The sequence below is a fragment of the Acidovorax sp. GW823-FHT05D11 genome (assembly GCF_058795695.1).
This window is the reverse complement of record NZ_CM179502.1, coordinates 3,832,451-3,846,221: the sequence shown is the minus strand read 5'-3', so window position 1 is coordinate 3,846,221 and position 13,771 is coordinate 3,832,451. Positions and strand designations below refer to the sequence as shown.

13 protein-coding genes are annotated in these 13,771 nt (G+C 69.2%); 6 read left to right on the top strand and 7 right to left on the bottom strand.

What is annotated here, in order from left to right; genetic code table 11:
- Positions 1-33: 33 nt before the first annotated feature.
- Positions 34-2,079, bottom strand: coding sequence for a DNA mismatch repair endonuclease MutL (gene mutL / locus AC3RCE_RS17720; protein ID WP_492253598.1), 2,046 nt, complete (start codon positions 2,077-2,079; stop codon positions 34-36).
- A 108-nt stretch (positions 2,080-2,187) separates the two neighbouring features.
- Between mutL and AC3RCE_RS17715 the strand changes: the two genes are divergently transcribed.
- The gene (locus tag AC3RCE_RS17715) at positions 2,188-2,838 is read left to right on the top strand and encodes a DedA family protein (protein ID WP_218295484.1); all 651 of its coding nucleotides are present in this window, start codon (positions 2,188-2,190) and stop codon (positions 2,836-2,838) included.
- A gap of 132 nt (positions 2,839-2,970) precedes the next feature.
- Here AC3RCE_RS17715 and AC3RCE_RS17710 read toward each other — a convergent pair whose 3' ends face one another.
- Positions 2,971-3,210 (bottom strand): YMGG-like glycine zipper-containing protein, encoded by a 240-nt coding sequence (locus tag AC3RCE_RS17710; protein WP_218295483.1) that lies wholly within the window; start codon positions 3,208-3,210, stop codon positions 2,971-2,973.
- A gap of 304 nt (positions 3,211-3,514) precedes the next feature.
- Here AC3RCE_RS17710 and AC3RCE_RS17705 point away from each other — a divergent pair, with 304 nt between their 5' ends.
- Complete coding sequence (locus AC3RCE_RS17705) at positions 3,515-5,080, top strand: methyl-accepting chemotaxis protein (protein ID WP_218295482.1); 1,566 nt, start codon at positions 3,515-3,517, stop codon at positions 5,078-5,080.
- A gap of 236 nt (positions 5,081-5,316) precedes the next feature.
- Here AC3RCE_RS17705 and AC3RCE_RS17700 read toward each other — a convergent pair whose 3' ends face one another.
- From AC3RCE_RS17700 to tsaE, 3 genes are all read right to left on the bottom strand, one after another.
- On the bottom strand, positions 5,317-5,655 hold the full coding sequence (locus AC3RCE_RS17700) for a cupin domain-containing protein (RefSeq protein ID WP_369642934.1): 339 nt from the start codon (positions 5,653-5,655) through the stop codon (positions 5,317-5,319).
- Between the two features lie 115 nt (positions 5,656-5,770).
- Positions 5,771-7,198, bottom strand: coding sequence for an N-acetylmuramoyl-L-alanine amidase (locus tag AC3RCE_RS17695; protein ID WP_492253597.1), 1,428 nt, complete (start codon positions 7,196-7,198; stop codon positions 5,771-5,773).
- Between the two features lie 61 nt (positions 7,199-7,259).
- Positions 7,260-7,787 (bottom strand): tRNA (adenosine(37)-N6)-threonylcarbamoyltransferase complex ATPase subunit type 1 TsaE, encoded by a 528-nt coding sequence (gene tsaE, locus AC3RCE_RS17690; protein WP_492253596.1) that lies wholly within the window; start codon positions 7,785-7,787, stop codon positions 7,260-7,262.
- Positions 7,788-7,799: 12 nt separating this feature from the next.
- On the opposite strand from tsaE, the gene queG reads away from it, so the two are divergent.
- Entirely contained in the window at positions 7,800-8,849 is a 1,050-nt protein-coding gene (gene queG / locus AC3RCE_RS17685; protein ID WP_492244081.1) for a tRNA epoxyqueuosine(34) reductase QueG, read from the top strand.
- 78 nt (positions 8,850-8,927) lie between these two features.
- Here the strand turns inward: queG and AC3RCE_RS17680 are convergent, their stop codons facing one another.
- The gene (locus AC3RCE_RS17680) at positions 8,928-9,614 is read right to left on the bottom strand and encodes a GDSL-type esterase/lipase family protein (RefSeq protein ID WP_492253595.1); all 687 of its coding nucleotides are present in this window, start codon (positions 9,612-9,614) and stop codon (positions 8,928-8,930) included.
- Positions 9,611-10,516, bottom strand: coding sequence for an AEC family transporter (locus AC3RCE_RS17675; RefSeq protein ID WP_218295476.1), 906 nt, complete (start codon positions 10,514-10,516; stop codon positions 9,611-9,613). The genes AC3RCE_RS17680 and AC3RCE_RS17675 overlap by 4 nt, the downstream gene beginning before the upstream one ends.
- A 123-nt stretch (positions 10,517-10,639) precedes the next feature.
- Between AC3RCE_RS17675 and AC3RCE_RS17670 the strand changes: the two genes are divergently transcribed.
- The 3 genes from AC3RCE_RS17670 to AC3RCE_RS17660 all read left to right on the top strand — a co-directional run bounded on the left by AC3RCE_RS17670 (position 10,640) and on the right by AC3RCE_RS17660 (position 13,588).
- Entirely contained in the window at positions 10,640-11,605 is a 966-nt protein-coding gene (locus AC3RCE_RS17670) for a tripartite tricarboxylate transporter substrate binding protein BugE (protein WP_218295475.1), read from the top strand.
- A 63-nt stretch (positions 11,606-11,668) separates the two neighbouring features.
- Complete coding sequence (xerD, locus tag AC3RCE_RS17665) at positions 11,669-12,568, top strand: site-specific tyrosine recombinase XerD (RefSeq protein WP_492253594.1); 900 nt, start codon at positions 11,669-11,671, stop codon at positions 12,566-12,568.
- A gap of 57 nt (positions 12,569-12,625) precedes the next feature.
- A complete protein-coding gene (locus AC3RCE_RS17660) occupies positions 12,626-13,588 on the top strand; it encodes a Bug family tripartite tricarboxylate transporter substrate binding protein (protein WP_369642930.1) in 963 nt (320 codons plus the stop codon).
- The last annotated feature ends 183 nt before the right edge of the window (positions 13,589-13,771 follow it).

Sequence of the window (13,771 nt, the reverse complement as noted above, 5' to 3'; positions counted from 1 at the left end):
TGCAGCGCCAAGGCTGCTGCTCGATGTGCTTACCTAGCGCCCGCGCAGAAACAGCGCGTCCAGTTCCTTCATGCTCAGCTGCCGCCAGGTGGGCCGCCCGTGGTTGCACTGGTCCGACCGGTCCGTGGTTTCCATCTGCCGCAGCAGGGCGTTCATCTCGTCGATGGTGAGCCTGCGGTTGGCGCGCACGGCGCCGTGGCAGGCCATGGTGCCCAGGATCTCGTTGCGTGCGCGCTGCACCACGGTGGTGGCGTCGTGCGCGGCCAGTTCGGCCAGCACGCTGCGGGCCAGTTCCACCGGGTCGCCCTGGGCCAGGGTGGTGGGCACGGCGCGCACGGCCAGCGTCTTGGGCGAGAAGGGCACCACTTCCATGCCCAGCATGGCCAGCACCTCGGCGGATGCCTCGGCCGTGGCCACTTCCTCGGGCGTGGCGGCGAAGGTGGCCGGGATCAGCAGCGGCTGGCTGGCGATGCGGGCGTCGCCATCCACCTGGGCCTTGAGGCGCTCGTAGACGATGCGCTCGTGGGCGGCGTGCATGTCCACGATGACCATGCCCTGGGCGTTCTCGGCCAGGATGTACACGCCATGCAGCTGGGCCACCGCGCGGCCCAGGGGCCAGGTGGTCTCGCTGCCGGCGGGGCCGCGGGCGGCCGCTGGCGGCACGGAAGGGGCGCCGGGCACCGCGCCGCCGGCGGGGGCGGCCGCGGGGCCGTTGCCGTGCGAGGCATCGGCCGTGCCCGGCAGGGGCTGCGATGGCGTCGCAATGGGCAACACAGCGGCTGGCGCGTCATGGCCCATGGGCCCGGTCTCCCTCCTGGGGGCCCACAGCGCCTGCAGGTCGGCCACGTGGTGGCCACGCTCTTCAAATTTGATAGCTGACTGCGCTTGCCAGTGAAGGGCTGGAGGCTGATTGGGCCTGAAGTCCTCGGTGGGGCCCTGCGCCGTGGCGCCCGCGTCTGGCGCGGCTGCCCCCGCAGCAGCCGCAGCGACGGCCGCGAGCGCGGCGGCGCGCGGTGCGGCCAGCGCGTTTTCCACGGCATGGCGCACGGCCTGGTGCACCTCGCGGCTGTCCCGAAAGCGCACCTCGATCTTGGTGGGGTGCACGTTCACGTCCACGCGGGCCGGGTCGATCTCGACATACAGCGCATAGATGGGCTGCTTGTGGCCGTGCAGCACGTCTTCGTACGCGCTGCGGGCGGCATGGGTGAGTACCTTGTCGCGCACGAAGCGGCCGTTCACGTAGCAGTACTGGTGGTCGGGGCGCGAGCGGGCGGCGTCGGGCAGGCCCGCGCGGCCGGTGACGGTGACGGGGCCCACGCGGTGCTGCACGGCCACGGATTGCGTGACGAAGTCCTCGCCCAGCACGTCGGACAGGCGGCGGGCCAGCGCGTCCTGGGCATCCCCCTGTCCGGGCACGAAGGTGGCGCGCCACTGCTCCACCAGCTTGCCTTCGTGCCAGATGGCAAAGCCCACATCCGGCCGCGCGAGCGCGTGGCGCCGCACCGATTCGATGCAGTGCGCGAGTTCGGTGGCGTCGGTCTTCAGGAACTTGCGGCGCGCGGGGGTGGAGAAGAACAGCTCCTTCACCTCCACCGTGGTGCCGGTGCTGCGCGCGGCCGGGCGCAGCTCGCCGCTGCGCGCGTCCAGCAGGAAGGCATTGGGTTGCGCCGCCGGGCGCGAGAGCAGGGCCATCTCCGACACGGAGGCAATGGCGGCCAGCGCCTCGCCCCGAAAGCCCATGGTGGCCACGGTCTCCAGGTCGTTCAGGCTGGTGATCTTGCTGGTGGCATGGCGGCGCAGCGCCACGGGCAATTCTGCGTGTGGAATGCCCCCGCCGTCGTCTTCCACGGTGATCAGGCGCACGCCGCCAGCCGACAGGCGCACGGTGATCTGCGTGGCGCCCGCGTCCAGCGCGTTGTCCACCAGTTCGCGCACCACGGAAGCGGGGCGCTCGACCACCTCGCCGGCGGCGATCTGGCTGATGAGCTCATCGGGCAGGTCGCGGATGGGGCGCCGGGCCGTGGCGATGGGGGTGGTGGCGGGCTGCGCCGCCGCGAGGAGGGGAGTGGTGTCGTTCACCCGTGGGATTTTAGGGCGGGGGCCGCGCAGGGGTATCGGGCCGGGGCGGGGCCTGATGGGGATAATGCGCCCACCTTTTTGCTGCCCGGTGTCCGGACCCGCCCTTCCATGGAACTTGTCACTTTTCTCATCGACTTCATCCTGCACGTGGACAAGTACCTGGAGGCCTTCGTACAGGCCTACGGCATGTGGGTGTACGCCCTGCTGTTCGCCATCGTGTTCGTCGAGACAGGGCTGGTGGTGATGCCGTTCCTGCCGGGCGATTCGCTGCTGTTCATCGTGGGCGCGCTGTGCGGCGCGGGGATGATGAGCTTTCCGCTGGCCTGCGCGGTGCTGCTGGCGGCGGCCATCCTGGGCGACCAGTGCAACTACTCGCTGGGCCGCTACTTCGGGCCCAAGGTGTTCCAGTGGGAAAACTCGCGCTGGTTCAACCGCCGTGCGTTCAACCAGGCTCATGACTTTTACGAGCGCTATGGCGGCATCACCATCGTGATCGCGCGCTTCATGCCCTTCATCCGCACCTTCGCGCCGTTCGTGGCGGGTGTGGCGGAGATGGGCCGCGCCAAGTTCACCGCGTTCAACGTGGGGGGCGCGCTCCTGTGGGTCCTGGGCATCTGCTCGGCGGGGTATTTCTTTGGCAACTTTGCCTGGGTCAAGGAGAACCTGGACAAGATCATCTGGGCCATGATCTTCATCCCCGGCCTGATCGCCATCTTTGGTGCCTGGCGCGCCGGGCGGCAGGCCAGGACCGCACCTTGACCTTGAATCAACGGGTGCTATGAAAAAAAAAGCTGCCAGCGCTTGTGTGACAAGCGCTGGCAGCTTTTTTTATGCAGAACTCACCGGCAGCCCGGTTCGGCCGCAGGGGAGGTTGCCCGGCGGCCGGGGGGATCAGCGGCGATAAGGCCGGCGCTGATCGCGGTCCTCGCCGATCTCATGGCCGATCAGGGCGCCGGCGGCGGCACCGCCAATCGTGCCTGCGGGGCCCCCGAAGACGGCATTGCCGGCGACACCACCGACCACGGCGCCCACGCCGGTGCCCACCTGTGCGCTGGTGGGGTTCGAAGCGCAACCACCCAGTGCCAGGGCTGCGGTACAGGTGGTCGCAAGAAGGATGTGACGGATTTTCATGGCAAGAGTCCTTTGTGAATGGAATCAGGCCTGGGAGTCCGGCTGCGGCTGCAGACGGGCTGGACCTGTGGCTTCACTATCCGTCGCCCGGCGGGCCCCCCGCGTAGGCAGCCGTGGGATGCCGCTGTAGGACATGCGACCTCATGGGAAACGCCCGCCGCGTTGCCAAGTGCCGGCGGTTCCCGTGGTGCGCGGGCATCACGTTCCCCCTGGGGCGGGTTTACGTGGCATCGTCGGTGGTTGCCAACCGGCGGGCGGCAGCAGATCATTTCTAATGCAATCCATTCGTATAAGGACAGACACCATGGACCCTCAAACATCCCGCACGGGCCCGCAGCTGACGGTGGCGCAACAGATCGGCCTGATCGTGGGGGTGGCCGTCCTGGCGCTCGTGCTCATCCTGGCGTTGAGCCTGGTGCGCGTGCAGCACCTGGGCAGGACGGTGGACGGCCTGGCCAATGAGCAGGTCGAACGCCTGCAGCTGGCCCTGCGCTGGCGCAGCAACATCGCGGTCAACTCCACGCGGGTGTTCTCGGTGGTGCAGTCCGAAGGCGACGACCTGCAGAACTTCTTCAAGGACCTGATCGCCGCCACCACGGCCGACACGTCCAAGGTTCAAAAGCGCTACAGCGAGCTGGAAACCAGCCCCGAAGGCCTGCGCATCCAGGAGGAGCTGGCGGCGGTGCGCACGCCGTACCTCGCCACGCGCGACAAGGCCCTGGCGCTCAAGAAGGCAGGCGACATGGCACAGGCCAAGTCGTTTGCCATGTCCACCTTCGTGCCGGTGGTCAACCAGTACAACGCGGTCGCGGACAAGATGGTGGAATACCAGATCCAGCGGTCGGCCGACCAGGCCGCCGAGGCCGCGGGCCTGATCGGCTCCTACCGCGCCGCCGTGCTGGCGGCGGGCATCGCGGGGCTGGCGCTGCTGGTGCTGCTGTCCTGGGTGGTGGTGCGGCGCATCCGCCGCTCGCTGGGCGAGGTGGCCGCGGTGGCCCGGCGCATCGGCGAGGGCGACCTGTCACGGCCCATCCACGCGCAGGGGCGCGGCGAGGTGGCGCAGATGATGCAGGCCATGGAAACCATGCAGGCATCGCTGGTGCGCATCGTGGGCGACGTGCGCCACAGCAGCGACTCCATCGCCACCGGCTCCAGCGAGATCGCCTCGGGCAATGCCGACCTGAGCCAGCGCACCGAGGAGCAGGCCAGCAACCTCGAGCAGACAGCCGCGTCCATGGAGCAGATCACCAGCACCGTGAAGAACAACTCCGACACCGCGCAGCGCGCCGCCGTGCTGGCGGGCGCGGCATCGGCCGCGGCGGTGAAGGGGGGCGAGGTGGTGGGCCAGGTGGTGGCTACCATGCAGGACATCTCGGCCGCGTCGCGCAAGATCACCGACATCATCGCGGTGATCGACGGCATCGCGTTCCAGACCAACATCCTGGCGCTCAACGCGGCGGTGGAGGCGGCGCGCGCGGGCGAGCAGGGGCGTGGCTTCGCCGTGGTGGCCAGCGAGGTGCGCAGCCTGGCGCAGCGCTCGGCCTCCGCGGCCAAGGAGATCAAGGCGCTCATCAGCGACAGCGTGCAGAAGGTGGAAAACGGCACCCAGCTGGTGGGGGATGCCGGCCACAGCATGGAAGACATCGTCGCGCAGGTCCAGCGGGTGAGCGACCTGATTGGCGAGATCTCCAGCGCCACGGGCGAGCAGACCATCGGCATCAGCCAGGTCGGCGAGGCGGTGACGCAGCTCGACCAGGTCACGCAGCAGAACGCCGCGCTGGTGGAGCAGAGCGCCGCCGCCGCCGACAGCCTCAAGCACCAGGCGGCGCGGCTTGCGGAGGTCGTGAGCGTGTTCCGCCTGGAGCGGTGAGGCGAACCCCCTCTGAGTCGATTCGTGCCTCGGCCCTCAGCCCTCAGCCCCTCTCTCGCCTCGCCGTGCGAGCCGGGAGGGGGATGCTGCCAGCGCATGCAGGCGAAGCGCCGCATGCGCGGCCTGGCGGCCCTTGCGCGGGGCGCACTCGCGCTGGCTGCGCCAGCTGCATTCGTCGCCGGTGGCGCACGGCCCGATGAATAGTGGCTACGCCAAAACAGGGAGCTGAAAAAAACTCAGCGCGCACCCGCCAGCAGGCACAGGGTGACCAGCAGGGACGCGTGCTCCACCGCCTTGAGCGAATGCAGCGCGCGCGGCGCCAAGTGCACGAAGTCGCCGGGATGCAGCTGCTGGATGCCGTCCTCGCTGACGAACTCGACCACGCCCTCGATGCACTGCACCGTGGCCTCGCCGGGGGTCTGGTGTTCCTTCATGGATTTGCCCACGGGGAGCACGACGCGCATGACTTCGAGCTGGCCGGCCTTCAGGATGGCGGTGGTGATGGCCTCGGGCAGGCGGTCGCCCAGGGGGCGCACGCTGACGATCTGGCCGGATTGGGCGTGGGGCAGTGCCATGGCGTTTCTCCTTCCGTCCTCCCCGGTGCGTGCCGGTGTGCAGGAAGCACATGCCTGCACGCCGGGGCGTGGGTGATGAAGGCTACTTTGCCTGCACTTGGCGGTCCGCGCAAGGCTAGACGGAACGGCTGCGCGCCAGTGGCGGATTCTTGGCGAAGTAGCGCGTGATGCCGCGCATCAGCGCGTCGGCCAGCTGCTCCTGGTAGGCGCTGCTGCGCAGGCGCTTTTCCTCGTCGGGGTTGCTGATGAAGGCGGTTTCCACCAGCACGCTGGGGATGTCGGGGGCCTTGAGCACCGCGAAGCCCGCCTGCTCCACGCGCGGCTTGTGCAGCTTGGCCATGCCGCCGATCTCGCCCAGCAGCACGGAGCCGAGCTTGAGGCTGTCGTTGATCTGCGCGGTGGTGCTCATGTCGAGCAGCGCGCGCTGCACGTGCTGGTCCTTGGACTGCACGTTGATGCCCCCCACCAGGTCGGCCTGGTTCTCCTTGTTGGCCAGCCAGCGCGCGGCGGTGCTGGAGGCGCCGCCCTGGCTCAGCGCGAACACGCTGGCGCCGCGCGCGGCCGGCGTGGTGAAGGCATCGGCGTGGATGCTCACGAACAGGTCGGCCTGCACGCGCCGGGCCTTCTGCACGCGCGTGCCCAGGGGCACGAAGTAGTCGCCGTCGCGCGTGAGGAAGGCGCGCATGGGATTGCCACCCACGGTGGTGGCGTTGATGCGGTCGCGCAGCAGGTGGGCCACGCGCAGCACCACGTCCTTCTCGCGCGTGCCCGAGGGGCCGATGGCGCCCGGGTCCTCGCCGCCGTGGCCGGGGTCGAGCGCGACGATGATGATGCGGTCGGTGTGCGTGGACGTGGCCCGGTTGCCCGGCAGGCGCGTGGTTTCGGCCGGGGTGGCCGCCACCGGGGGCGCCGCCACGGGCGGGTGCTCTGCCGGGACGGGGCGGGTGGTGCGCTGCGCGATGAGGTCGCCGAGCGGGTCGTGCTCGGCGGGCGGCGTGGGCGCTTTGGGGGTGGCGGCGGCCGTGGTCACGGGGGCATCGCGCAGGCGCTCCGCGATGAGGGCCTCCAGCGGGTCCACCGGCGCGGCGGGGTAAAGGTCGAACACCAGGCGGTGCCGGTACGCCGCCACGGGGGGCAGCGTGAACACCTGCGGCATGGCGGGCTGCTTGAGGTCCACCACCAGGCGCACCACCCCGGGCGCGTTCTGCCCCACGCGGATGCCCGCGATGTTGGGGTCGTCCGGCTTGACCTTGGCGACCAGTTCGCGCAGCTCGGGGCTGAGGTCGATGCCCTCGATGTCCACCGCCAGGCGCGGCGGCGTGGTCACGAAGAACTGCTTGGCCACCAGCGCGCCGTCGGACTCGATGGTCACGCGCGAGTATTCGGGCGCGGGCCAGACGCGCACGGCCAGGATGGTGGCACCGCGCGCGATCTGCTGCGTGCCCAGCAGCAGCACGAGGCTGCCCGCCTGCAGCACGGCCCGGCGCGAAGCCACGCCCCGGGCTGCGGCCGGGGGCGTGCCGCTGGCGCTGCCGGGGCTCATCGCGGGCCTCCCGTGCGGGGCGCGCGGGGGCAGGCCGGGGTCGGTGCGGCCGATGGGCGGCTCATGGGTTCAGCAGCCCTTGCAGCATGTGGCGGCCGTTGGCGGTTTGGGCGTGCACCGTGATCTTCCTTTCGGTGTCGTCAATTGCTTCAATGTGTATAGCAAGGTCCGCAGGCGGCGTAAGCGCTGCAGCCTTTTCCGGCCATTCTGCCACCTTGAGCCCCGGGTTGGCAAAAATGTCCCTGAAGCCCGCGTCCTCCCATTCGCGCGGATCGTCGAAGCGATAGAAATCAAAGTGCCAGATCGCCAGGCCCGGGGCCTCGTGTGGCTCCACCACGGCGTAGGTGGGGCTCTTGATCCGGCTCTGCACGCCCAGGGCGCGCAGCAGGTGGCGCACCAGCGTGGTCTTGCCCGCGCCCAGGTCGCCGTGCAGCGTGACGAAGGCGTTGGACAGCCCCGGCTGCGCGGCCAGGCGCTGCGCGAAGGCGGCGGTGTCATCCTCGCTGTGCCAGGTGAAGGGGTGGGCGGGTTCGGCCGGGGCGGCCGTGCCGCTTCCTACAATCTGGCCGGTATGTGGTGCAACAGTCAACTCGTTCCTCAAATGCAGGAGTGGGCCCGCGAACTGGGATTTTCCCAAATCGGCGTGGCGGGGGTGGACTTGTCCGCCGCAGAGCCCGGCCTTTCGGCCTGGCTGGCGCAGGGCTTCCATGGTGACATGCATTACATGGCATCGCACGGCATGAGGCGCGCGCGCCCGGCCGAACTGGTGCCCGGCACCGTGAGCGTGATCACGGCACGCATGGATTATTTGCCGCGCGATACGGGCACGGGTGCGTCCGGCGGCTGGCAGGCTTTCGAACTGGGGCGCCTGGCCCGCCCGCAGGAAGGGATCGTCTCGGTCTATGCCCGGGGGCGCGACTACCACAAGGTGCTGCGCGCCCGCCTGCAAAAACTCAGCGACCGCATCGCCGAGGCCATCGGCCCCTTCGGCCACCGCGTATTCACCGATTCCGCGCCGGTGCTGGAGGCCGAGCTGGCCTCGCGCAGCGGCCAGGGCTGGCGCGGCAAGCACACCCTGGTGCTCAACCGCGAGGCCGGCTCGATGTTCTTCCTGGGCGAGATCTACGTGGACATGGCGTTGCCTGAAAGCGCCCCGGTCACCGCGCACTGCGGCAGCTGCAGCGCCTGCATCGACATCTGCCCCACGCAGGCCATCATCGCGCCGCACCGGCTCGATGCGCGGCGCTGCATCTCGTACCTGACCATCGAGCACGCGGGGCCCATCCCGCTGGAACTGCGGCCGCTCATGGGCAACCGCATCTACGGCTGCGACGACTGCCAGCTCATCTGCCCCTGGAACAAGTTCGCGCAGGCCAGCCGGCTGCCCGACTTCGACGAGCGCAAGGGCCTCGCGGGCCAGCAGCTGGCGCACCTGTTCGCATGGGACGAGGCCACCTTCCTGCGCATGACCGAGGGCGGCCCCATCCGCCGCATTGGCCACGAGCGCTGGCTGCGCAACGTGGCCGTGGCGCTGGGCAATGCGCTGCGGGCCACGGGCGATGGCGCGGTGCGTGCGGCGCTGCAGTCCCGTGCCCAGGAGCCCAGTGAACTCGTGCGCGAACATGTGGCCTGGGCGCTGGATTTTGAATGAAAGTGGGCTCTAGCGCTTGATGGGTAATCGCTGGCAGCTATCAAAAAATGAGTATTCAGGCCGAGGCTCTGTGTGGCTTTACCGCGCCAGCAGCCCGGCGTCCCTGAGCGTTTCCACCAGCCCTTGCGCAAACCGCTCGTAGCCGGCCGCATTGGCGTGGATCTGGTCGGACCGCAGGCGGGCGTCGGACAGCACGCCGGACCAGCCTTTGCTGTGCAGTGGAATCTTCAGCTCGGTCGCCACTTCTTCGTACAGCGCGTGATCGCCCAGCCGGCCGGTGGAGGCCGCCAAGAGAGACAGCTCGGGCACGGCCACCAGCAGCACCTGGGCGCCAGTGGACTGCGCGTCGGCGCAGATCTGGCGGATGTTGGCGCGGGTGGCGCTGGCGCTCTGGCGGCGCAGAAAGTCGTTGCCGCCGATGCCCACGATCACCAGCGCGGGCTGGTGCGATTGCAGCAGCGCCGGCAGGCGTTCGAGCCCCTGGGCCGAGGTGTCGCCCGACACGCCGGCGTTGACCACTTTCCAGCCCGTCAGGCGCGCCAGCACGGCAGGGTAGGCGGTGTCGGCCGATGCGCCCACGCCGGAGGTCAGCGAATCACCCAGCGCCAGCACCGTGGCGCCGGTGGGCACCGCCTGCGCGCGCGGGGCCTTGCGCCCGCAGCCCGCCAGCGGCACAAGCGCCACGGCCGCCACGCCCGCCATCAACGCGCGGCGGCGTGCTTGGACCAGGGCGGCGGAACGCAGGGCAGGGTGTGGATCGGTCATCGCAGAAATCCCAGGGCAAACGGCAGGCTGACCATGCCCAGCAGGGTCGATAGCGTGACCAGCCCCGCCACGTACGGTCCGTTGTAGCCCATGCGCGCCGCCAGCACATAGCAGGTGGAGGCGGTGGGCAGCGCGGAGAAGGCGAGCAGCATGGTGGTCTGCACCGGGTTCAGCCCAAAGAGGCGCGCCATGCCGAACGCGAGCAGCGGCTGCAGCAGGTGCCGGATGGACAGCACCGCCACGCTCAGCGCCTTGCCGCGCGTGAGCAGGCCAAACTGCAGGCCCGCGCCCGCGGCCATCAGCCCCAGCGCCAGCGATGCCGCGCTGATGCGGCCCACCGTGGGCGCGGCCCAGTCGGGAATCCTGAAGCCCAGCAGGTTGGCCACCAGCCCCGATACCGTGGCGACGATCAGCGGGTTGCGCACCAGCTCCCGCGCGAAGCTGTGCTGGCCGTGCCGCGCCATCGGCCACACGGCCGCCACGTTGAACAGCGGCACGCACACGCCGATCAGCACGGCGATCATGAGCAGGCCCTCGGAGCCCGCCAGGCGCTCGGCAATGGCCAGGCCAATGAACGAGTTGAAGCGGAACGCGACCTGGGCACTGGCGGCATGGTCGCGCGCGTCGATGCGCCGGCCCAGCCAGGGCCAGTGCGGCAGGCTGTAGGCCAGCGCGATCCCGATCAGGCCGGAGATCAGCCCGGCGGCGATCAGCCCCGATGCGGCGCCGATGTCCACGGGGCTCTTGACGATGGACTGGAACAGCAGCACGGGGAACAGCAGGTAGTACACCAGGCTCTCCACCGGCTGCCATACCGAGCGGTTCAGGGCGGTGTAGCGGCAGATGAGGTAGCCGCACAGGATGAGGGAGAAGTCGGGAAGCAGGAGCTGGGCGTAATTCACGCACGGAGAATACTTGATCCGTGTCGTGTTCTGCGGGTTAGCCCTTATGTGGAATCCGCAGGCTGCCAGGACACCGGTTGCGCATACCATCCAGGCTGTCTGTCACCCATGAAGGAGAACTCAATGCATCGTCGTCAATGGCTCGCGCTGACCGTACTGGCTGCCGCCGCAGGGTCCGCTGCCGCCCAGGGCTACCCCAACAAGGTCATCAAGCTGCAGGTGCCCTTCGCGCCCGGCGGTACCACCGACATCATTGCGCGCGTGATCGCCGACCCGCTGGGCAAGGCCCTGGGCCAATCCGTGATCGTGGAAAACAAGGCCGGTGGCGGCGGCATCGTGGGCGCGGCCGAAACCGCCCGTTCGGCGCCGGATGGCTACACGCTGGGCGTGGCCACCGTGTCCACCACGGCGGCCAATCCCGCCATCAATCCCAAGACGCCGTACAACCCGCTGACGGACTTCACGCCCATCATCAACATCGCGGCCACGCCCAACATCATTGCGGTGCACCCCAGCTTCCCCGCCAAGGACTACAAGGCGTTCGTGGCCGAGATCAAGAAGTCGCCCGGCAAGTATTCGTACTCCTCGTCCGGCACGGGCGGCATCGGCCACCTGCAGATGGAGCTGTACAAGAACCTCTCGGGCACCTTCGTGACGCACATCCCCTACCGTGGCGCGGGCCCCGCCCTGAATGACACCGTGGCCGGCCAGGTGCCCATGATTTTCGACAACCTGCCCTCGGCGCTGCCCTTCATCAAGGAAAACCGCCTGGTGCCCATCGTGGTCGCCGCGCCGCAGCGCGTTGCCGCCCTGCCCAACGTGCCCACGTTCAAGGAAATGGGCCTGGAGCCCGTGAACCGCATGGCGTACTACGGCATCGTGGGCCCCAAGGGCCTGTCCAAGGAGGTGGTGGACAAGGTCAACGCCGCCGTGCGCAAGGCGCTGGAAGATCCGGCCGTGAAGAAGCGCATCGAAGACACCGGCTCCATCGTGCTGGGCAACACGCCCGAGCAGTTCGCCGAGCAGATCAAGGCGGAATTCGCCGTGTACAAGGACGTGGTGGTCAAGCAGAAACTGGCGCTCGAATAATTCCGTGCGCACTCCAGAAGCCGCCCGCGCCCGGGCGGCTTTTTTACGTGCTATCGTTTTTGGATGCTTGCCCCCAGCCTGAACGCGATCGATGCCTTTGTGGATGCCCTGTGGCTGGAGGACGGCCTTTCGCGCAACACGCTGGCGGCCTACCGCCGCGACCTGACGCTATACGCGCAGTGGCTGGCCGCGCAGCAACCCGCCCTGGCGCTGGACGGCACGGCCGAACACCACCTGCAGGGCTACTTCGCGGCGCGCCACGCCGAGACCCGCGCCACGTCGGCCAACCGGCGCCTCACCGTGCTCAGGCGCTACTTTCACTGGGCGCTGCGCGAGCGGCGGATCGCCGCCGACCCCACGGTGCGGCTCACCGCCGCGCGCCAGCCCCTGCGCGTGCCCAAGACCTTGTCGCAGGCGCAGGTGGAGGCCCTGCTCGCGGCGCCGGACCTGGGCAACCCCCTGGGACTGCGCGACCGCACCATGCTGGAGCTGATGTACGCCAGCGGCCTGCGCGTGACCGAACTGGTCACGCTCAAGACCTTCCAGCTGGGCCTGAACGAAGGCGTGCTGCGGGTGATGGGCAAGGGCAGCAAGGAGCGGCTGGTGCCGTTTGGCGAAGAGGCGCGGCAGTGGCTGGAACGCTACCTGCGGGAATCGCGGGGCGAGATCCTTGCGGGCCAGCAGACCGACGACCTGTTCGTGACCCAGCGCGGCAGCGGCATGACCCGCGTGATGTTCTGGGTCATCGTCAAGAAGTGGGCGGCCGTCGCCGGCATCACCGCGCCGCTCTCGCCGCACACGCTGCGGCACGCGTTCGCCACGCACCTGCTCAACCATGGCGCCGACCTGCGCGTGGTGCAGCTGCTGCTGGGGCATGCGGACATTTCCACGACCACCATCTACACCCACGTGGCGCGGGAGCGGCTCAAGTCGTTGCACGCGCAGCACCATCCACGCGGCTAGCGCAGCAGGCAGACAGGCCGCGTGACCGACCACCTCGATACCAACCAGGAGACATGCATGAAAAAAATGATTGCCGGCGCGCTGCTGCTGGGCGCCGCCACCCTGTCCATGGCGCAGGCCTGGCCCGCGGCCAAGCCCATCCGGCTCATCGTGGGCTACCCGCCAGGGGGCGGCATCGACTTTGCCGCGCGCACCGTGCAGGTGCCGCTGCAGGAAGCGCTCAAGCAGCAGATCGTGGTGGACTACAAGCCGGGCGCGGGCGGCATGCTGGCCGCCACGGAGCTCACGCGCGCGGCGCCGGACGGCTACACCATCCTGCTGGCCAATACCGGCCCTTTCGCCATCGCGCCCTACCTGCAGCGCAAGATGCCCTATGACCCGCTCAAGCAGTTCAGCTACATCGGCCAGATCAGCCAGGGCAGCTACATCGCGGTGACCCGGCTGGACCACCCGGCCAAGGACCTCAAGGAATGGGTGGCCTGGGCCAAGGCCAACGCCGGCAAGGTGAACTTCGCCTCGGGCGGCGCGGGCACGTCCACCCACCTCAATGGCGAGCTCATGAACCAGGCCACCGGGCTGGACGTGACGCACGTGCCATACAAGGGCAGTGCGCCTGCGGTGCAGGATCTGATCGGCGGCCAGACGCAACTGCTCATCGACGCGGGTACGGTGCTGCTGCCCCAGATCAAGGGCGGCAAGCTCAAGGCGCTGGCCGTGACCGGCCCCCGGCGCGATCCACAGCTGCTCGATGTGCCCACGGTCGGTGAGCTGGGCTTCGCGGCGATGGAGTCCGTGGGCTTCCAGGGCCTGGTGGGGCCGGCCGGCATGCCCAGGGACACCGTGGACAGGCTGGCCGCCGAACTGGCGAAGGTGCTGGCGCAGGCCGACGTGAAAGCCAAGTTCGCGTCCACGGGGTCCGAAGTGCATTCGCTGGGCCCTGTGGAGTTCTTCAGCTTCGTGAAGGGCGAGAACGAGAAATGGGCCAAGCTCATCCGCGAGCGCAAGCTCGAACTCGATTGATGGATTCTCCTGCCGCCCGAGGGCGCGGTCTTTTCAGCACCTGAAGGCAAGGCGGGCAGGCTCCAGCCGCTGGCGGTGGGGGCGCCTGCACGGCCCGATCTGCCGTCGCCGGTTGGCATCCAGTCCCCGCGCAGGCGCCTTCCGCCATCCTGGTCCTGGGGGACATCCGCCGCAAGCTGGATG